The following is a 20001-nucleotide window of genomic DNA, read 5'->3' as shown; positions in this document are numbered from 1 at the left end:
CCACCGAACGATCCCGGTGATCATTCGCGCTCCCTCGATAAGAGCGGCGGTGACGAACAGGGTAAGGGAAGATTGAGAAGAGGGGATAAGTTTTTCCATAACGAGAGTACGAGCATTCGATTCTATCAACGTCAGTAACGAGCGCGGACTCCGTCACGGTGTTACGATGAACTAGGTGCGAGACTCTCGCACTTTTGTATATTCCTTCAAGCCAGGATGAACTTTAAAGCGGGTTGCCACGCTATCCCATCCCGCTGCGGGATCAGTATAGGCGAACGCCCATGACGAACCGCCATAGCCACTTCTTCGTTCGTATCCTAGAACTGAAAATCTATATAACTGAGCTAAAGCTTCTTGGGATGACAACAGATTAGACTTTGAACGGCGCGCATTAAATTCACGTTCGAATTCGGCTTTTTCAAAATTCTGCGAACCTATAGCTGTAATTGCCTGCAAAGCTTCTTCCCATTCCGGCCAATGAGGTCGCACCTCATCATCAAGTTCACTTTTCAAATAGGATGAATAAGTGTCTCTTGCAGCGATAATATCCGGATTTTCGAATGCTACAGTATCGTCATCCCTTTGTCTTGCTTCCACGAGTAACTGGTTCAAAAACTTGATAACATCGCGCGGTCGCAAAAAGGTTCGCGAAACTATATGGTTCCATTTTGTCTGCGAACCCCTCATTAAGTCCGTTGTTGCTATTTCATCCCAATTAGTAGTTTTACCCAGTTTAACTCGCAGGCGCGTCTCCACCAATTGCTTGAGTTCCTCTCCGTCCCAGTTCAACCGAATTGCAAGGGTCTCTGAGATCTTGTTTTTATCTGAAAATTGTATTTCATCCCATATGTCTGTCCGCAGATAAACGATAGGGTCAATCGCTAACACATCAGTAGTGTATTGGCGCTTCAAATCACGCGCGGCAATTACGAGGCCTATAAGCATATGCTTTCGTTTATCATCTAAGCGAGAGAGGCCTTGGTCTAACTCGTCAAAGTGTAGACCAAGACTGTCAACGCCTATTGCATGTGCCACTTCGCACACCGCATCCATGAGCGCGGAACTCAATGCATTCAACTCTAAGCCAAAATCGTAATCGCCACTTTTACGCTCGAATTCGAAGCCGCCGAGTTGATTGCCCATGACGGAGGGCGTAATTGAAACTTTGCTGAAACGTATTTTTTGCGGCCGGAGGACTTTCGCAAGCTCCGGCTGCGGGTCCCCATAGTTGTCCACGAGAAAATTATGCAGATTTTCAGATTTATATGAACGAGAACTATTCGGATGAGCTAATATTAGACTGCAAAGTTGTACTGCGATAAGATATCTCCAAGATGAAACGTAGGCTTCAATCTCTGATGCTCCTCGATCTATGCGAGTGGAATGTACGTTCCACGGATAGCCGCGTAGATTTAGCGAACGCGCCGTGCTGTTATCCTCAGATTCAGTAAAATATCTAACAATTGCAGTCTTGCCTGTGCCCTTGCGGCCAAGGACAAGCATTGCGCTATGGTCACTAATTTTCCCGACAACGTTAGTCGATAGAAAATAGTCCAATACAGCATCATCTTCTGCCGCCACATCGCCAAACGATCCAATTTCCCGTAAGTGAACAGTCATCTATATATCCTCGTCCAAACTCTTTTTATGCGGGGGGCGCTCGTCCCAAAGCTTGTATTGTTCGATTTAGGAATATTACAAAATACTTATCCTATGTCGTAAGTGAAGGCAGCGCGCAGGTAGCCTACCCGTTTCCATTTTCTGCGCGAGCGGTTTCTTCCCAAAACTCTTATATGCTTTTGCTTGCGCAATTCCGGGCGAATGGGTGTGTTGCACCTTCGAGATTGATCCACTCAGATGCCGACTGAGTTATGGAGGTGTAGAATGCGGTTCGTGATATCGCATAGTATTGCTACTCAAAACCAAGACGCACGACCCGCTCGGAACCGGACGAGGGCGGCGTCAGCAATTTCGTCCAGCTTGCCTGCGGCGAGGCCCGCTCTGACTTGCCGCTCCCACCGCCGCGCGTCATAGGCTTCAATCCAATCGCGGAGACCAGCGATCTCTACGTCCGATAGCCCCGCGATAGCGCGTTTGATGGGTTTGAGGTTTGTCATTCGTGTTGGCCTCCGAGGACAGGATCCTTGGCGTGGGGTCGAGGATGACAGAGGGTAGCAGGATAAGGGGCGGCGGGGATTACCGGCCGGGGCGACCGGTTTTGGAGGGGCGGCGTTTGCGGCGCTTTTCGTCGCCGGCGTCCTCGTAGGAGCCGAGGCCGGCGCGCTCGCGGCGGATCGGCTTTGGGTCGTCCGAAGCGGACGGCTTCTCCGTGCGGCGCACCGTCATCTCGTCCAGCGTGTTCTTGCGGAACAGGGACGGGCGGTTCGGTTGCGGCAGGTCGGTGCCGGGGCCCATGTCGTCCAGCGAGAGTTTGCTGAACAGCGATTTCCCCCCGTCCGGCTGGAGGCGGGCGGCGAGGGGTTCGCCGTTGGGGCCGAAGCGGGGGTTCTGGCGGTTGGGGCCGCCGGAGGAGCGGGCGCGGGGGGCCTTGCCGCCGCTGGTGCGGACCGGACGGCCGGCGGTGCCGGTCTGGTCGTCGACGAACATCGCGACGTCGCGCTCGCGCGCCATCGGGTCGGCGCCGATGGCAAGCTCCGTCGCCTGCAGGCGCTTGATCTCGTCGCGCAGCCGCGCGGCGCGCTCGAAATCGAGATCGGCGGCGGCGTTGCGCATCTCCTTCTCCAGATGTTCGAGGTGGGAGCGCATGTTGTTGCCGACGAGTGCGCCTTCGTCGGCGAAGCCCTTGGTGTCGACCCGGACGTGGTCCTTCTCGTAGTAGCTGTCGAGGATGTCGGCGATCTTCGCCTTGACGCTCTGCGGCGTGATGCCGTGCTGGAGGTTGTAGGCCTCCTGCTTGTCGCGGCGGCGGTCGGTCTCCGCCATCGCGCGCTCCATCGAGCCGGTGCGGTTGTCGGCGTAGAGGATCACCTTGCCGTCGACGTTGCGCGCGGCGCGGCCGATGGTCTGGATCAGCGAGGTCTCGGAGCGGAGGAACCCTTCCTTGTCGGCGTCGAGAATGGCGACGAGCCCGCATTCCGGGATGTCGAGGCCCTCACGCAGGAGGTTGATGCCGACCAGCACGTCGAAGGCGCCGAGGCGGAGATCGCGGATGATCTCGATCCGCTCCAGCGTGTCGATGTCGCTATGCATGTAGCGGACGCGGATGCCCTGCTCGTGCAGGTATTCGGTGAGGTCCTCGGCCATGCGCTTCGTCAAGACCGTGCAGAGGACGCGGTAGCCCTTGGCCGTGGTCTCGCGGATCTCGCCGAGGAGGTCGTCGACCTGCGAGCGGGCGGGGCGCACCTCGACCGGCGGATCGGTGAGGCCGGTCGGGCGGATCACCTGCTCGGCGAAGACGCCGCCGCTCTGCCCGAGCTCCCACGGGCCGGGGGTGGCGGAAACGGCCACCGTCTGCGGGCGCATGGCGTTCCACTCCTCGAAGCGAAGCGGGCGGTTGTCCATGCAGGAGGGGAGGCGGAAGCCGTATTCCGCCAGCGTCGCCTTACGGCGGAAGTCGCCGCGATACATCGCGCCGATCTGCGGGATGGTGACGTGACTCTCGTCGATGAAGACGAGGGCGTTGTCGGGCAGGTACTCGAACAGCGTCGGCGGCGGGTGGCCGGGCTGGCGGCCGGTGAGGTAGCGCGAATAGTTCTCGATGCCGTTGCAGGAGCCCGTCGCCTCGATCATCTCGACATCGAAGGTGACGCGCTGTTCGAGCCGCTGCGCTTCGAGGAGGCGGCCGGCCTTTTCCAGCTCGGCGAGGCGGAGGCGGAGCTCCTCCTTGATCGACTTCACCGCCTGCTGCAGCGTCGGGCGGGGCGTGACGTAGTGCGAGTTGGCGTAGATCTTCACCGACTTCAGGTCGTCGGTCTTCTTGCCGGTGAGCGGGTCGAACTCGTGGATGGTCTCGATCTCGTCGCCGAACATCGAGATGCGCCAGGCGCGGTCCTCCAGGTGGGCGGGGAAGATCTCGATCGTGTCGCCGCGCACGCGGAAGCTGCCGCGCTGGAAGTCGGCGTCGCGACGCTTGTACTGCTGGGCGACGAGATCGGCGAGGAGCTGGCGCTGGTTCAGCCGGTCGCCGACGGTCATGGCGAAGGTCATCGCCGTGTAGGTCTCGACCGAGCCGATGCCGTAGATGCAGGACACGGAGGCGACGATGATCACGTCGTCGCGTTCGAGCAGGGCGCGGGTGGCGGCGTGGCGCATCCGGTCGATCTGCTCGTTGATCGAGGACTCCTTCTCGATATAGGTGTCCGAGCGCGGGACGTAGGCTTCCGGCTGGTAGTAGTCGTAGTAGGAGACGAAGTACTCGACCGCGTTGTTCGGGAAGAAGTTCTTGTATTCGCCGTAGAGCTGGGCGGCGAGCGTCTTGTTCGGCGCGAGGATCAGGGCGGGGCGCTGCGTCTTCTCGATCACCTGCGCGACGGTGAAGGTCTTGCCGGAGCCGGTGACGCCGAGCAGCACCTGCGTCTGGTCGTGGTCGGCGATGCCGCTGACGAGGTCGCCGATGGCGGTCGGCTGGTCGCCGGCGGGGGCGAAGTCGGACTCGATGCGGAAGGCGATGCCGCCCTCGGACTTCTCCGGCCGGGCGGGGCGATGCGGCAGCCACATCTCGCCGTTCTTGAACAGCGGATTGCCCGATTCGATCAGCGCGGACAGGGCTTCGACGGTGGCGGTGACGCCGGACGGGGGCAGGGCGGACGCCTCCTCCAGCGAGACGTTCATGCCGGCGACGGGGTTGAGGCCGGCCTTGGCACGCTGCTTGGGATCGGTCGCCGCGCCCATCGAGGTGCCGCGGGCGGACTTCAGGTTCTTCTCGTTCGGCTTCTTCGGCAGCTTCGGTCGGGCTGCGGTCTTTTCGGCTTGGACTTCGAGGTCCTGCGCGATCTGGTCGGCCCAGCCGCTGACCGGGCCGTCGAGCGGCGCGCCTTCGAAATCGGCCTGCGGCGCTTCGCCGAAGCCCTCCGGCGCGAGGCGTTCGGAGGCGTCGGAATAGTCGAGGATCGGCGAGCGCCGGGGCGCCTTGTTCGCGGACTTGGGCATGCACCCAATATGGAGAACGGAACGCGAATGAGGAAGCCCCGGCCGCCTCCTATCGCCCCGGCCGGAGCGCCCGGCTACGACGCCAGCAGCTTCGGCGCGAAGAACGGGCCGGTCCGCCCGGCCGCCTGCGCCTCCTCTTCCCGCGCCAAGCGCGCATGGGTGGCGCCGATCGCCAGCGGACGATCGAACATGTAGCCCTGGCCGAGCTGGCAGCCCATCGCTTCCACGAGAAGCCGCTGCGCTTCGGTCTCGATGCCTTCCGCGACGATTTCGAGACCGAGCCGGGTTCCCAGCGCGCAAATCATGGAGACGATCGCCGCACTGTCCTTGTCGTTCTGCGCGCGGATGAAGGACTGGTCGATCTTCAGCTTGTCGAACGGAAACCGCGTGAGATAGCTCAGCGAGGCATAGCCGGTGCCGAAGTCGTCGAGCGCGATCCGGCAGCCGAGCGCCTTCAGCTCGTGCAGGACGGACAGCGCCGTCGAGTCGTTGTCGATCAGCATGCTTTCCGTGATCTCGATCGCGAGCCGGCGCCCTTCGAGACCGTTGGCGACGAGGCGGGCGCGGACATGTTCGAGAAGCGAGGCGTCCGCGAACTGGCGCGCCGAGACGTTCACGGCGACGAAGAGGTGGCCCGGCCAGGTCGCGGCCTGCCGGCAGGCCGTCTCGATCACCCACGCGCCGATGGCGGCGATCTGGCCGCTCGTCTCGGCCAGGGGGATGAATTCCCCCGGCGAGATCAGCCCGAGCTCCGGATGGCGCCAGCGCAGCAAGGCCTCGAAGCCCTTCGTGCGAGCCGTGCGGATGTCGACGATCGGCTGGTAGAGCAGGAACAGCTCGTCGTTCCCGATCGAGCGCCTGAGATCGTCGATCAGGCGCTGGCGACGCAGGAAGTCGCGTTTCATCGTCGGCTGGAAGGCGATGTAGCGCCCCCGGCCCGCGAGCTTGGCCGCGTAAAGGGCGATGTCGGCGTCGTTGAAGAGCGAGCCCGTCGCCCGGCCGCTCTTGTCGAAGCTGGCGCCGATCGTGACGCTGGCCTTCACTTCCCGCCCGTCGATCGCGAAGGGCTGCAGCATGTCGGCGACGATCCGTCCGGCGGCGTCGAGACTCCGGCGTTCGGCGTCGACGCTCGCGTAGAGGATCGCGAACTCGTCGCCGCCGATGCGAGCGATCGCCGCCGCGTCGCCGGCCGTCGTCTGCAGCCGGCGGGAGAGCTGCACGAGGAAGCGGTCGCCGGCGTCGTGACCGAGCGTGTCGTTCAACGCCTTGAAGTGGTCGACGTCGACGAGCAGGACGGCGGTTCGCGGACCGTCCACCTTGTCGAGGATGGCGTTGAACGCCAGCCGGTTGGCGAGCCCGGTCAGCGCATCGATGCGCACCACCCGGTCGAGGTTGCGGTTCTGGTTGAGGATGAACGCGACGAGCGCCGCGCCGAAGAGGACGAGGGTCAGCGTCACGGCGCAGATGCCGGCGAAGATGAGCTTCAGGTCGCGCTGGTTGTGCAGGATGCGATCGCCCGCTTCCGAATGCGCGCGGGACGCCAGTTGCAAGGTCGGCGTGATGAACGGCCGCAACTCGGCGATCGCCGTCTGCACCACGGGGGCCTCGGGCAGCCTCGGGAGCAGAGGACCGATCTCCCGGACCGCCGTCCGCAGGTTCTGCAGAAGACTGTCGCGGCTCCGATCGTCGAGGAGATCGTTGCTTTCGATGACGTTGAGGCGGTTCTGCAGGATGCCGAAGCGCATCTCCACAGCCGAACGGTCGCCGCCGGTCAGACAGTCCTGCAACGCGACCTGCAACCGCAGCAACTCGGCCGCCGTCTGGGAGAAGTCGAAGGCGCCGTTGTAGCGCGACGCCTCGATGATGCGTTCCTGGTAGCGGACGGCGAGCAGCGAGCACGCCACCGCCGAAACGGCGAGCAGCGCCGTGACGGTCACGAGAACGACGCGGAGGCGCCGGAACCTGGAGGGGAGTTCGCCGCTCGTCCGAACGATCATGCGACGATATCGATCTCGGTAAGCTGCCAGACGGCGCGGCTGTAATACGTCTGGTGCTGCAACTCGCTGCGGCTGTCGAACGGGAAGACGAGGAACACCGGGCCCTTGTCGCTGACCGGCATGGGCTCGCCGTCCTGGCGCGTCGCGAGCAGGGCGTCGCCGGCCAGGAGTTCGGCGACGTCCGCGTCGACGACGTAGTCGTTCAACGCGACGAGGCGGATTTTCGTCGGGGCGGCGCCGAATGCCCCGAGGTAGTCCTGCAGCGAGACGCCGGAAAACCGCACCGCCCCCTTGTGCCAAGGCGTCGTGGTCTCGAACGCCGTCTGCGGCAGCGCGTCCAGCGAGGCGAGATCGCAGGCGGCAAAGCCGCCCGGACCGGCCTTCGCGAAGCTGCCGCGAAGCGTGAGGATGGGAGCGGCGGCGGACGTCATCGAAACGCCAGCCAGCCAGGCCAGCGGCATCGCGCCGAAGGCCTTCAAAACGGATCTGCGATAGAGCACGGCCGATACCCTGTTGTGGTCGGGCATCTGCCTACGATCCTACTGCTTAACGGTGCCGCACCGGATGGTCGCGACAAGCCGGAAACGAACACCTCATCCGCCGGGACGCTTAAAAGTCAGTGAACTTATAACACCAGTCACGTACACCACGCGACAGGAGGCCCGGTCTTTCGGTTCGGGACGTGCCCTTACGCGTCTCGGCCGCCTGCCGGACCGCCGGTATCGACGGCATCTGCCAGCGCCCGGGAGTCGGACGATTCCTCGGTCCGCTGTCGAGGAGCTCTGGAACGGATTCTTACCGGTTCCCGAACGGGGCGTTCATCCTTCGCTTACCATCTTGCCAGTATCTTCGAATTGTCCGCTCGAGTGTCGCGGAGACGAAGGGCCTCCACATGGTTTTGCGTTTCGGTGGATGGCCGGTGACTGCGTCCGTCGCCGCCTGTATCGCGGTGGCGGGCGCGCTGGTCGCCGCGGCGCAGGACATCGATCCGATCACGACCGGCTCGACGAAATACGTCTGGGGCGGTCCGGTGCCGCAGCTTGGCAAGCCGGGCGAGAAGGTCGTCTACGTTCCCTCGGTCGGCCTCGACGGCGCGGCTCCTGTGCCGCAGGTGCAGGACATCGTGCAGGCGCCTTACGTCGCCGGCATCGAGCCGCCGAAGCCGCACGCGGCGAAGCTGGTGGAGCCCGGCGAGGACGTGGAAGAAGGCGAAGGGCGCGAGTCGGCCGGCGAGGACGGTGCGGCGGAGCCGGACGCGAAGCCCGACACGGAACTCGCCAAGGCCGCTCCCGCGATCCCGGCGCCGCTCGCCGCGCCACGCGCGGTCGACGAGCCGGACCCCGCCGTCGCCTATGCACCGGCCGAAACGGACCCGTGGGAAGGCTTGAAGACCGTGACGCCGGGCGCGCGGGAAAAGCGCAAGGCCGCCGCGCGCGACCTGCCGAGTTATGCCTCGCTGGAGCCGGCGCCGTCCGCCCGCAGCCGCACGGATGCGAGCGACCTGCCGGGGCGGGGCGCGCTGGAAGCGGAAACGCCGACCGGCTACCAGCTCATGCCGAAGAACGAGATGATGTGTCGCCGGGCCCTCGCGAAGCTCGGTGTCCGTTTCGTCGACGTCTCCACGATCTCGCGCGGGCGAAGCTGCGGCGTCGACTATCCGGTGAAGGTCACGGAGATTTCGCCCGGCGTCGCGATGAAGCCGGCCGGCGTCCTGAACTGCATGACGGCGCTTCGCGTCTCGCAATGGGTGTCGAACGAGGTGAAGCCGGCGGCGAAGAAGAACCTCTGGACGCAGCCGACGACGCTGTTCAACGCCTCGTCCTACCGTTGCTCGCGCATCGCCGGCTCGCGCACGATCAGCGAGCACGCTTCGGGCAACGCGCTCGACGTGGCGGGCTTCCAACTGGCGGACGGCTCGAACTTCGACGTGCGCAAGAAGGGCATGTTCGCGTTCGGCGAGAAGAACTTCCAGCAGACGGTGCGACGCTCGGCCTGCCGCTACTTCGGCACCGTGCTCGGCCCCGGCTACAACCGCGACCATGCCGACCACCTGCATCTCGACCTGAAGCAGCGCCGGCGCGCCGTGTGCAAGTAGAGCCGCCGTCGCGACTATCTCAGCAGTCGGTGCAGGCGACCGCGGTTCCCGTCCGCGTCTGGCCGTAGATCTGCTTTTCGAGCTTCACCGTGCCGATCACCCGCGACGCGCCGGGCGGCGTGTAGTCGTAGCTCGCGCTGGTTCTCACAAGGCTGACGTTCTTCAGGCCCGCCAGATCGGACGGGAGCGTGACGAGAGTTCCGACCGTATCCTTCGTGGTGTTTCGGGCGTAGGACCAGGTCACCTTCGCCTTGCCCGTGCCATCGACGCCGATTGCCGTGATCTTGGCGGTGCCGAGTGCCGCGGCGCGCGGCGTCATCGTCGCGTCGCCGATCTTGAAGATGTCGTCGAGGTCGCTCTTCGTCAGGGTGTTGATGCGCGTGACCAGATCGCTCATCGCGCTGACCGAATGCGACACCTTTCGCTTGATGGTCCAGCCCGTCGTCAGATCGACCGAGCCGAGATAGAGGAAAACCAGGGCCGGCATGATCAGGGCGAACTCGATGGCGGCGACGCCGCCGATGTCCCGCCGCCATCGCCGGGTGGTGTCTAGGGCGCGCAGACGCTCAGTTCGCATCGTACGGCTCCGTCTTGAATGCCACCATCGAGCCGACGAGGTACGAGCCGTTGCTCATCGGCGAGAAATAGGCCTGCAGCGGCGAAATCAGGATCGGCCACTCGTAATAGACCCGCACGGCCATGATGCTGTTCGCCGCGCCGACCTGATAGCCGAAACCGGACGTATCCAGCGTCTTGCTGTTTCCGGAACCTGCCAGCGGCGCGCCCTTCGGCAAGTCGGCGTACTTCGCGTAGCTCTTCACATCGATCTGCAGTTTCGAGCAGGTGAAGAGGCCGTAGGTTTCGGCGCAGAGCGCCTTGCGGAAATCGGCCGCGCTCATCGAGGTGTTCGACGCCTGGCCAGTGCTGAGCTGGCGCGACAGCTTGGCGACGGCATTGTCCATCGCAAGCTCGCCGATATAGGCGCTCGCAGTGCCGAAGACGGCGAAGAGCAGCAGGAAGAACGGGAAGCAGAGGATCGAGAACTCGATCGCCGTCATGCCCAGACGGTCGCGAGCGAAGCTGCGTGCCGTCGCCAAGGCCTTTCTGCCTGCCGGTCGGAATGTGCGCATGGAACCCTTGCAGCCCTCGCAGGCGAATGCGGCAGAGTGGTTCGACGGCAGTGAAGCAAGTATTAAGAGAGAATATCGTCGCCGAATATGGTTTCCGCGACTTTCATCATGTTGCGCCTTTCATGCATTTCGGTCGCGTCAATTAGAATTCGAGCCTTTCGCTTCGGCTGGAATTCAGTTTCCTCCCCCATCTTCGGTGCATTCGTAAAGGAGATTCCGATGCTGCGCCGTTTCCTCAACGACAAACGCGGCAACTTCGCCGTGGTGACGGGGTTGGCGGCCATCCCGCTTTTCGGCGCGGCGGGTCTCGGGCTGGACTACGCCCGCGGCACCTCCGCCCGCATCACGCTGCAGGACCGGGCCGACGAAGCGGTGATCGCCCTGGCGCGGCAGGGACCCGCCGGCACCGACCGAACCGTGTTCGACCACATCAAGGCCGGGCTGGCGAGCGAGACGGGACTGACCGGCATCGCGGTCGACGGCCGCTGGACGGGCCTGAACGAGGCCACGGTCGAGATGTCCGGCAAGCTGCCGCTGACCCTGTCCAACGTGCTGCCGCTGTCGACCCGCTCGTTCAGCATCTCCGCCCGCTCGGTCGCGCGCTACAAGCAGGCGAAGCTGATCTACACGCCGCCCGAGAAGACCTTCCTCGATCCGGAGGCCGGCGACTACAACCGCGTCTACGCCTACTGCTTCAACAAGGACAAGAAGATCAGCGATCAGGTCAAGAAGAACGCCAAGAGCGACAACGACAAGTACGGCCGCAGCCAGAGCGTCGCCATCGCCGACAACGCCGCCACGACCTATACGAACCCGATGCCGACCTGCGCGGCCGGCGAGACGCTGAGCTTCCAGCTCTTCAACTCGCGCGGGGCGCGAGGGAACCCGTCGAACTGGGACAAGGCGAGCAACGAGAACTACAGCTACTATACCGATACCGAGTTCTCTGCGGATGCGAACGGCGTGATGTCGGAGAAGTACAATCTCGGCGGCTGGTCGATCCTCGAAACGGTGCTCTGTCCGTCGCTCGAGTCCTGCAAGCCGAAAAGCCAGGGCGGCATCATCCCGGAAGGCAAGAACCGGACGCCGGAGCACGCGACGGGCACCTGCTCGCCGGGCAAGTACATGTACTACGGCTGGGAGGACCGGCCGCCGGGCAACGGCTGGACCGACCAGGACTACGACGACATCCGCATCATCATCGCCTGCCCGAAGCTGGAAACGGTGGGGCAGGACGTGGTCCGGCTGATCAAGTAGCCGGACCGGGCGGGCCTGCCGCCGGTCAGCCTTCCGGCACCGGCGTCGGACGCCCGTCGCCGTCGAGCGCCACCATGACGAAGACGGCCTCCGTTACCTTCACGGCCGCGCGCGAGCGATAGCGCTCGGCCCAGGCCTCGACGTTGAGCGTGACCGAGGTGCGGCCGACCTTCTCGATCCGCGTATAGACCGAGAGGACGTCGCCGATCTTCACCGGCTTCTTGAAGACGAGCGACTGCACGGCGACGGTCGCGACGCGGCCGCCGGCCCGCTCCGCGCCCCGGATGCCGGCGGAGAGGTCCATCTGCGCCATCACCCAACCGCCGAACACGTCGCCCGCGGGGTTGGCGTCGGCCGGCATGGCCGGCACCCGGACGGTCAGGTCGCCCTTCGGGCGCTCGCCATTCTCGTCGATCATCGTCCCGCCGCTCCTTCGCTGCTCGCGGCTTGGTTATGCACGCCGCGCCGGGGCGAGGGCCAGCGGGCCGGCACGAGTTCGACCACGAGCATGGCGGCGAAGATCAGCACGCAGCCGAGATAGCCGACCGGCGGGATGCGCTCGCCGAGGAAGATCGCGCCGAACAGCGCCGCGAACACCGCTTCCGACGACAGGAAGATGGCGGCCTGCGACGCGGTCGTCCAGCGCTGGCCGATCGTCTGGAGCGTGAAGGCGAGGCCGGCCGAGACGCAGCCGCCGTAGAGGATGTTCGGCCAGACCCGGAGGATCGCGGTCCAGTCGACGATCTCGAATGCGAGCATGCCGGCGAGGCCCGCCACGGCGCAGACGGCGAACTGCGCGAAGGACAGGGCGAACGGCCGGTGGCTGCGCGCGGCGAACAGGCCGACGAGAACGATCTGCACCGCGAAGGTGGCGGCCGCGACGACCGTCAGCCAGTCGCCGCGGCCGATGGCCTCCAGCCGCCCGCCGCCGGCGAGGAGCAGGCCGACGAGCGCGACGGGCGCGGCCAGCCAGACCACCCAGTGCGGGTGCTGCCGGAACAGAACGAAGGCGACGGCCGGCGTCATCACCACGTAGAGGCCGGTGAGGAAGCCGGAATTGGTGACGCTCGTCGTCAGCATGCCGAACTGCTGCAGGATCGAGCCGGCGAACAGCGCCGCACCGCACAGCGCGAAGCCGCCGAGCTCGGCGCCCGCTGGCGCGCCGCCCCGCCGTCGGTTCTCCCAGACGGCGAAGGGGAGGAGGGTCAGCGCCGCCAGGACGAAGCGCATTGCGGTGAAGGTCCACGGGCCGACCGACGCCATCGCCGTCGATTGCGCGACGAAGCCCATGCCCCAGACGGCGCCGGTGAGGAGAAGGACGAGGTTTGCCTGGATGCGGGTCATGACGGGGCTCCGACTACCGGGAGTGCCGGGTCCGAAGCAAGGCGTCCGGGAACGCCGGACCCGTCGCGCCGTTCGGGAAGGAGGATCGGCGACGGGCTCGTGTGCCCGCAGACTGGGAAGGGAATTTCATGCGACGACTTCTGGCCACGGCCTGCCTCACCGCCGCCATCGCCGCTGCATCCGCCGCCCGTTCGCAGGAGGCGAGCCCGCCCGTGCCGGCGGACAAGCCCGCCGCTGCGCCGTCGGCGCCGGCCGCCGGGATGGGCGAGGCCGTGACGGTGGAGATGAAGGCGCAGGACGGCTCCAGCCGCGGCACCGTGAAGATCACCCCGACGCCGAACGGGCTCCTGCTCGAAGCCAACCTCAGCGGTTTCGGCAAGGGCACGGGCGACCGCATCCACGGCTTCCATTTCCACCAGACGGGGAAGTGCGAGGGGAACTTCGAATCGGCCGGCGGCCACTACAACCCGACGAACAAGGAGCACGGCTACCTGTCCGCCAACGGCCCGCATGCGGGCGACATGCCGAACTTCGTCCTGGCCGATGACGGCACGGCGCGCTTCGCCGTGTTCAACCCGATGGTGCGGATGACCGGCGGCGAGGCGCCTTTGAACGACACGGACGGGACGGTGATCATGATCCACGGCATGGCCGACGACTACAAGTCGGCCCCGGCCGGCATGGCCGGCGAGCGGGTAGCCTGCGGCGTCGTGTTCAAGGCGTCCTAGGCAGCCAGCTCATCGGCTGGAAGCCGGGAAGGGCGGTGACGCGGCGCAGCCAGTTCGAGACCGCGGGAAACTTCTCCAGTTCGAAGCCGCCCTCGTCCGCGACGTGAGTGTAGGCGAAGAGCGCGATGTCGGCGAGGCTCGCCGCATCGCCGGCTAAGAAGGGCGTGTCCTTCAACTGCCGGTCCATGATGGCGAGCGCGGCCTCGCCGCCTTTCAGCGTCGCCTCCAGTCGCTCCGGTGTCGCTTGGCTCGCGCGACCCGGATAGACAGTGAGCGCGCGGCGCACGGCGATGAAGGGCTCGTGGCTGTATTGCTCGAAGAACAGCCATTCGAACATCTTGGCGCGGTCGAACGGATCGCCCGGCATGTAGATCGAATCCTCGCCGAGATGGACGAGCATCGCGTTCGATTCGGCGAGGCAGCGGCCGTCGGCGAGTTCGAGGAGCGGCACCTTGCCGTTCGGGTTCTTCGCGAGGAACTCCGGCGTCCGCGACTCGCCGGCTTCCGAATCGACCTCGACATGCCGGAACGGGCGGCCCAGCAGCGCGAGGAGGAGGCGCGGCTTGTAGCAGTTGCCGGAATCGTGGCGTCCGTAGATCGTGAGCATCGGGCATCCTCCGGCGGCGTGGCCCGACCATGGCGCAAGGCGGTCGCGAACGCCAATTCCGATGCGCGATCCCTCGTATCAGCCGAATTCATGCGCGACGGGCGGCTTTGCGCCTTGCGTCTGCGCGCACTCGCGGCCTAGACGCTAGCGGCAATCCCGCCCGCCCCAGCCGGAGTCCGTCCATGGCGTTCCTTGCCGAAGCCCTCGACCGCGTGAAGCCCTCGGCCACGATCGCCGTCACGCAGAAGGCCCGCGAGCTGAAGGCCAAGGGCCGCGACGTCATCGGCCTCGGCGCGGGCGAGCCGGACTTCGACACGCCGGACAACATCAAGCAGGCGGCGATCGAGGCGATCGAGCGCGGCGAGACGAAGTACACGCCGATCAGCGGCATTCCCCAGCTTCGCGAGGCGATCTCCGCCAAGTTCAAGCGCGAGAACAACCTCGACTACAAGCCCGAGCAGACGATCGTCGGAACGGGGGGCAAGCAGGTGCTGTTCAACGCCTTCATGGCGACGCTGAACCCCGGCGACGAGGTGATCATCCCGGCACCCTACTGGGTGAGCTATCCGGAGATGGTGGCGATCTGCAACGGCAAGTCGGTCTTCGTGGAAGCGGGGATCGAGACGAACTTCAAGCTGACCGCGGAGGCGCTGAAGCGGGCGATCACGCCGCGCACGAAATGGTTCCTGTTCAACTCGCCGTCGAACCCGACCGGCGCGGCCTATACGCGCGACGAGGTGAAGGCGCTGACCGACGTGCTGGTGCGCCACCCGCAGGTCTGGGTCATGACCGACGACATGTACGAGCATCTCGTCTACGGCGACTTCACCTTCGTGACGCCGGCCGAGGTGGAGCCCTCGCTCTACGACCGCACCATCACGATCAACGGCGTGTCGAAAGCCTATGCGATGACCGGCTGGCGCATCGGCTATGCCGGCGGCCCGTTGAACCTGATCAAGGCGATGGACATGATCCAGGGCCAGCAGACCTCCGGCGCCTGCTCGATCGCGCAGTGGGCGGCGGTCGAGGCGCTGAGCGGCACGCAGGACTTCATCCCGCGGAACCGCGAGATTTTTCAGGGACGCCGCGACCTCGTGGTCTCGATGCTGAACCAGGCGAACGGCATCAAGTGCCCGACGCCGGAAGGCGCGTTCTACGTCTATCCGTCCTGCGAGGGGCTGATCGGCCGCAAGACCGAAGCCGGCAAGGTGATCGAGAGCGACGTCGACTTCGTCACGGAACTCCTGGAGGCGGAAGGCGTCGCGGTGGTGCAGGGCTCGGCCTTCGGCCTCGGGCCCAACTTCCGCATCTCCTACGCGACCTCGGACGCGTTGCTGGAAGAAGCCTGCGCCCGCATCCAGCGCTTCTGCGCCTCCCTGAAGAACTGAGGCGGCGATGGCGGACGGGACGCTGTTCATCGGGACGAAGCGTTATTCGTCCTGGTCGCTACGCGGCTGGCTGGCGGTGCATTTCGCCGGCCTCGATGTGGAAGAGGTGGTGATCCCGCTGGCGGGCGGCGCGACGCCGGAAGTGAAGGCGAAGACCCCCGCCGGCTTCGTGCCGTATCTCGAGCACGACGGCGCACACATCTGGGATTCGCTGGCGATCTGCGAATACTGTGCCGAGTTCGCGCCGGGGCTCTGGCCGGAGGACCGCGCGCACCGCGCACTCCTGCGCAGCGCCTCGGCCGAGATGCACAGCGGCTTCGCAGGCCTGCGGAAGGCATTCCCCCACATCGCTGGCCCGGTGGCGAGCGCCGCGGCCCGCGACCGGCAGATGACGGACGAGGCGCGCGCCGACATCGCCCGCATCGTCGCGCTGTGGGACGAATTGCTGAAGGCCAGCGGCGGACCGTTCCTGCACGGGCCGTTCATGGGCATCGCGGACGCGATGTTCGCACCTGTGGCCGTGCGCTTTCGCACCTGGGCGCTCGACGTGCCGGCGCAGGCGGCGGCCTACGTCGGCCAAGTCCACGACCATCCGCTGGTGCGCCGCTGGTTCGCGGAAGCCGAACAGGAACCAGCCGAATGGCGGCTGGAGGGTTACGAGACAAAGGTGGCCGGCTAGGAAGAAACTAGGGCCTGTCATTGCTTGAGCCAATCGAGGGCTGCGGCGAGGCAGAGGACCGCCGAGAAAGCTGATGGCATTTTTCTCTTAGCGAATGGCGATAGCTCGCCATCCCTTCAGTCGCGCCCAGAGGCGCTCGAACCGGTTGCGATTGTTGTAGATCGAGTCCGGGCAGGCGACCGGTGCCTCATGGCGCAGCGATGGGATGGCGGGCCGGGCGCCCATGTTCCAAACATGATGGCGGAAGCTGTGGCTGGTGTAGCCGCGGTCCGTAACGACCCATTTCGGTATGCCCGGCAGGCGGTCTAGAACCGGACACCGTTGTCTGGACGAGGTTCAGCAACTTCTCTCAGACGCCGAACCGCGCCCAGCGGATGAACCTGCGCGGCACGCGGCCACGGTCCGAGTTCGGCTGGGATCGCTCGCCACGTTGCGCCGTTCTAGTGCCGCCAAAGAATCGCACTCGATGTTCGCCGCACATCCTGCGGCGGAGCCTTGCCGGTAGGCCGACAGGGCTCAATCAAAGGCGCCAGCACCATCCATTGCTCACCGGTCTGCATGCCGTTCCTTCGAAAACAGAGAGAACGCCAAGTTCACCAACACGTTAAAACGATGATATCCCTATATGCTGAAGGTATTTTCGCAAAACTCCGTTCATGTCTGCCAAATACTTTCATGCCCATGAGATACGTCAAAAGATCGGCGGCAATCGCGGGTGCAATCACGCTACTCTACTTCTTCTCCTCACCGTTCGGAGACGATCTCCTGCACTACGCGGTAGACAGTTACTGGCCACACGGCGAAGCTCTGGTTAGCAGAATCGTTCAGAAATGCGAAATAAGCTATGAACGATACAAGCGACCTCCGCTTGTTGTCGGCGTCTATCCTTGCGATCAGGCGGAATCAGTCAAATCACAGCATCCCGATCGGACATGGCACGTTTACGAATATACTTATCTTAAACTACGATTGCCGTCTTGGCCAGAAGGAAGATTTGTGGATTATAAATCGTACTACTTTCCAAACAAGCAGATTGTCGGAAGTTTTGCTCCCGTCATTCTCAGCAAAAATCGTATGGATATTATTCAAAGGCCATTCAATGAACGTGATGGCTCTGGTTTGCGCATTGGTCTCATGAGCGGTTTGATTACCTTCCTGATTACATGGGGGTTTGTCGTTGCAGGTCTAAACGAGACAAAAACCCTACGCCGTGCCTAAGAACGCCTACGTCACCAGCACATTCAAGCAACGACAGCCTCCAAATCCGCAAACGACCCAACCCGGACGCTCGGGATTGGCGCGAATCGTATTGCGAGGAAAGCTACGGCAAAAAAAAAGCCGGGCGCGGGGCCCGGCTGAGTAGGACGTCAGGGACGTCCTTGGGAGGAAACGGTCGGGACGGACGAATGGGAGGAGGTATTCGCCCGCGATCCGACTGCACTTTAACTTAACATCCCGGACGGCTCGAACCATGTGCGATGCAGCATGACAGGCATGCGTGAGGCGCATGGCTTCTAGAACGACCAGGTGCGCGCCTTCGAGATCAGGAAGTCGCGGAAGACCTTGAGCTTGGCGGCGTTGCGGAGCTGCTCGGAGTAGCAGAGGTAGGTGTCGAAGGTGGGCAAGTCGATCTCGGGCAGCACCTGCACGAGCTTCGAGGCCTTGTCGATCATGTAGTCGGGGAGGAGGCCGACGCCGATGCCGCGCTCGATCGCCGAGCGGATCGACATGAGGTTGTTAATCTGCAGAATCGAGTTGCGGGCGTGCCCGTCGGCCCGCCCGATCGTCTCCAGGGCGTTGAGTCCGCGCAGATAGGGCGGTGCCGGCTCGCCGAAGGTGATCAGCCTGTGGCGGTCGAGTTCCCCGATCGTTTCCGGCGTGCCGAAGCGCTGAATGTAGCCCGGCGAGGCGTAGACGTGCAGGTGCACGGTGAACAGCCGGCGCTGGATCAGCTCGGGCTGCTGCGGCTGGCGCAGGCGGATCGCGGCGTCGGCGCGTCCCATGGTGAGGTCGATCTCGCCGTGATCGTCGAAGACGAGCTGCAGTTCGAGCTCGGGGTAGAGTTCGAGGAACTCCTTGGCGCGCTCGGTGAGCCAGCCGGAGCCGAGGCCGACCGTGGTCGTGACGCGCAGCTTGCCGGTCGGCTTCTCGCGCGTCTCGGTGAGCTGGGCGCGCACCATCTCCAGCCGCTTCATCACGTCGGTCGCGGTCTGGTAGAGGATCTCGCCCTGTTCCGAGAGGACGAGGCCGCGCGCGTGGCGATGGAAGAGCGGTGCGCCGATCTCCTGCTCCAGCGCCGAGACCTGCCGGCTGATCGCCGACTGGCTGAGATTCAGGGCGTTGGCGGCATGCGTGAACGAGCCCGCTTCGGCGGCTGCGTGGAATATGCGCAGCTTGTCCCAGTCGAGCGCCATGTCCCCCCTCCGCCCTCCCGACGGTTCGGGAGCGTCGCCTCGTTATTCGGCCGCTTCGCGCAGCTCTTGCATCTCGGTGGCCGCCAGCCAGCGCTCCGCCTCCAGCGCCGCCATGCAGCCGAGGCCGGCGGCGGTGACCGCCTGCCGGTAGACGTCGTCCGCGACGTCGCCGGCCGCGAAGACGCCCGGAACCGAGGTCTGCACGGTGCCCGGCTCGACCCAGAGATAGCCGGACGGCTTCTGCCGGAGCTGGCCGGTGAACAGCTCCACCGCCGGCGCATGGCCGATCGCGACGAAGACGCCGTCGACCGCCCGCTCGCTCGTCTCGCCGGTGAGGCGGTTCGTCAGCCGCACGCCGGTGACCGACTTCATCGGCTTGGTGTTGCCGAGAATCTCGTCGATCTCGGTGTTCCACACCACCTCGACGTTCGGCTGCGCTTCGAGGCGGTTGCGCAGGATGCGTTCGGCCCGGAACTCGTCGCGGCGGTGGACGACGGTGACGCTCTTCGCGATGTGCGACAGGTACAGCGCCTCCTCGACGGCGGTGTTGCCGCCGCCGACCACGACCACGTCCTTGTTGCGATAGAAGAAGCCGTCGCAGGTGGCGCAGGCCGAGACGCCGAAGCCCTGGAAGGTTTGTTCGGAGGGGATGCCGAGCCATTTCGCCTGCGCGCCCGTCGCGACGATCACGGCGTCGGCGACGACGGTCGTGCCGCCGTCGAGGGTCAAGCGGAACGGCCGGGCCGAAAGCTCGGCCTTCACCACGAGGTCGTTGACGATCTCCGCGCCGACATGAAGGGCCTGCGCCTTCATCTGCTCCATCAGCCATGGACCCTGGATCGGATCGGCGAAGCCCGGATAGTTCTCGACATCGGTGGTGATGGTGAGCTGACCGCCTTCCTGCAGACCGGCGATCATCAGGGGCTTCAGCATGGCGCGGGCGGCGTAGATCGCCGCGGTATAGCCTGCCGGCCCGGAGCCGATGATCGCTAGGGGAACGTGGCGTTCGGTCATGGCCGCCTCGGTGGAATCTCGATGCTCCGCAGTTGGCAGCGGACGAACCACGATTCAATAGTCGAGGGCCGGGCAGGCGACAAGCGGGCGTTGCCGACAAGTCACAGCTCTGTCCTGCGATGCTTTACGGGTTGCGTCGGGTCACGTCGTCGGGCATTTTGCGGCTGCCTTCGACACGATGCGAACGGAAGGAGGGCGTGGATGACCGACATCGCGAACTCCCCGAAGCGTGGCTCCGA

General features: G+C 64.6%; 17 protein-coding genes and 1 pseudogene. 6 read left to right on the top strand and 12 right to left on the bottom strand.

What is annotated here, in order from left to right; all coding sequences use genetic code 11:
- Window positions 1-171: 171 nt before the first annotated feature.
- The 4 genes from F6X38_RS11200 to F6X38_RS11185 form a co-directional block, all read right to left on the bottom strand.
- Window positions 172-1620, bottom strand: a complete 1449-nt coding sequence (locus F6X38_RS11200) for a P-loop ATPase, Sll1717 family (protein ID WP_150969911.1) — start codon at window positions 1618-1620, stop codon at window positions 172-174.
- A gap of 576 nt (window positions 1621-2196) precedes the next feature.
- Window positions 2197-5109: an excinuclease ABC subunit UvrB gene (gene uvrB / locus F6X38_RS11195; RefSeq protein ID WP_150969910.1), complete on the bottom strand. Its 2913-nt coding sequence runs from the start codon at window positions 5107-5109 to the stop codon at window positions 2197-2199.
- 74 nt (window positions 5110-5183) lie between these two features.
- On the bottom strand, window positions 5184-7106 hold the full coding sequence (locus F6X38_RS11190; protein ID WP_150969909.1) for a putative bifunctional diguanylate cyclase/phosphodiesterase: 1923 nt from the start codon (window positions 7104-7106) through the stop codon (window positions 5184-5186).
- Window positions 7103-7633, bottom strand: a complete 531-nt coding sequence (locus F6X38_RS11185; protein WP_150969908.1) for a putative pterin-binding protein — start codon at window positions 7631-7633, stop codon at window positions 7103-7105. Before F6X38_RS11185 ends, F6X38_RS11190 begins: the two co-directional genes overlap by 4 nt.
- Window positions 7634-8025: 392 nt before the next feature.
- Here F6X38_RS11185 and F6X38_RS11180 point away from each other — a divergent pair, with 392 nt between their 5' ends.
- Entirely contained in the window at window positions 8026-9201 is a 1176-nt protein-coding gene (locus F6X38_RS11180; protein ID WP_246191300.1) for an extensin-like domain-containing protein, read from the top strand.
- Between the two features lie 19 nt (window positions 9202-9220).
- Here F6X38_RS11180 and F6X38_RS11175 read toward each other — a convergent pair whose 3' ends face one another.
- On the bottom strand, window positions 9221-9778 hold the full coding sequence (locus tag F6X38_RS11175; protein WP_150969906.1) for a TadE/TadG family type IV pilus assembly protein: 558 nt from the start codon (window positions 9776-9778) through the stop codon (window positions 9221-9223).
- The gene (locus F6X38_RS11170; protein WP_210248887.1) at window positions 9768-10259 is read right to left on the bottom strand and encodes a TadE/TadG family type IV pilus assembly protein; all 492 of its coding nucleotides are present in this window, start codon (window positions 10257-10259) and stop codon (window positions 9768-9770) included. Before F6X38_RS11170 ends, F6X38_RS11175 begins: the two co-directional genes overlap by 11 nt.
- 291 nt (window positions 10260-10550) lie before the next feature.
- Here F6X38_RS11170 and F6X38_RS11165 point away from each other — a divergent pair, with 291 nt between their 5' ends.
- Window positions 10551-11588 (top strand): TadE/TadG family type IV pilus assembly protein, encoded by a 1038-nt coding sequence (locus F6X38_RS11165; protein ID WP_161992720.1) that lies wholly within the window; start codon window positions 10551-10553, stop codon window positions 11586-11588.
- Between the two features lie 25 nt (window positions 11589-11613).
- On the opposite strand, the gene F6X38_RS11160 is transcribed toward F6X38_RS11165, so the two are convergent.
- Window positions 11614-12006, bottom strand: coding sequence for an acyl-CoA thioesterase (locus F6X38_RS11160; protein WP_150969903.1), 393 nt, complete (start codon window positions 12004-12006; stop codon window positions 11614-11616).
- The gene (locus tag F6X38_RS11155) at window positions 12003-12932 is read right to left on the bottom strand and encodes a DMT family transporter (RefSeq protein WP_150969902.1); all 930 of its coding nucleotides are present in this window, start codon (window positions 12930-12932) and stop codon (window positions 12003-12005) included. Before F6X38_RS11155 ends, F6X38_RS11160 begins: the two co-directional genes overlap by 4 nt.
- Before the next feature lie 128 nt (window positions 12933-13060).
- Between F6X38_RS11155 and F6X38_RS11150 the strand changes: the two genes are divergently transcribed.
- Window positions 13061-13660 (top strand): superoxide dismutase family protein, encoded by a 600-nt coding sequence (locus F6X38_RS11150; protein WP_150969901.1) that lies wholly within the window; start codon window positions 13061-13063, stop codon window positions 13658-13660.
- Here F6X38_RS11150 and F6X38_RS11145 read toward each other — a convergent pair.
- Window positions 13647-14267 (bottom strand): glutathione S-transferase family protein, encoded by a 621-nt coding sequence (locus F6X38_RS11145; RefSeq protein ID WP_150969900.1) that lies wholly within the window; start codon window positions 14265-14267, stop codon window positions 13647-13649. The two genes, F6X38_RS11150 and F6X38_RS11145, sit on opposite strands and share 14 nt — an antisense overlap.
- A 182-nt stretch (window positions 14268-14449) precedes the next feature.
- Here F6X38_RS11145 and F6X38_RS11140 point away from each other — a divergent pair, with 182 nt between their 5' ends.
- Together F6X38_RS11140 and F6X38_RS11135 are read left to right on the top strand one after the other, a co-directional pair.
- Window positions 14450-15655 (top strand): pyridoxal phosphate-dependent aminotransferase, encoded by a 1206-nt coding sequence (locus F6X38_RS11140; RefSeq protein ID WP_150969899.1) that lies wholly within the window; start codon window positions 14450-14452, stop codon window positions 15653-15655.
- A 7-nt stretch (window positions 15656-15662) separates the two neighbouring features.
- Window positions 15663-16334 (top strand): glutathione S-transferase family protein, encoded by a 672-nt coding sequence (locus F6X38_RS11135; protein WP_150969898.1) that lies wholly within the window; start codon window positions 15663-15665, stop codon window positions 16332-16334.
- 17 nt (window positions 16335-16351) lie between these two features.
- Here the strand turns inward: F6X38_RS11135 and F6X38_RS11130 are convergent.
- Window positions 16352-16894: pseudogene (locus tag F6X38_RS11130) on the bottom strand (transposase).
- A 121-nt stretch (window positions 16895-17015) separates the two neighbouring features.
- On the opposite strand from F6X38_RS11130, the gene F6X38_RS11125 reads away from it, so the two are divergent.
- A complete protein-coding gene (locus F6X38_RS11125; RefSeq protein WP_150969897.1) occupies window positions 17016-17552 on the top strand; it encodes a hypothetical protein in 537 nt (178 codons plus the stop codon).
- A 296-nt stretch (window positions 17553-17848) separates the two neighbouring features.
- Here the strand turns inward: F6X38_RS11125 and F6X38_RS11120 are convergent, their stop codons facing one another.
- Together F6X38_RS11120 and trxB are read right to left on the bottom strand one after the other, a co-directional pair.
- Entirely contained in the window at window positions 17849-18748 is a 900-nt protein-coding gene (locus F6X38_RS11120; protein WP_150969896.1) for a LysR family transcriptional regulator, read from the bottom strand.
- A gap of 42 nt (window positions 18749-18790) precedes the next feature.
- Window positions 18791-19762: a thioredoxin-disulfide reductase gene (gene trxB / locus F6X38_RS11115; protein ID WP_150969895.1), complete on the bottom strand. Its 972-nt coding sequence runs from the start codon at window positions 19760-19762 to the stop codon at window positions 18791-18793.
- Window positions 19763-20001: the final 239 nt, after the last annotated feature.

The sequence above is a fragment of the Plantimonas leprariae genome, from assembly GCF_008802405.1.
Lineage (GTDB): Bacteria > Pseudomonadota > Alphaproteobacteria > Rhizobiales > Rhizobiaceae > Plantimonas > Plantimonas leprariae.
Note: the sequence above shows the minus strand (reverse complement) of the source record. Positions and strands in the feature narration are given on the sequence as shown.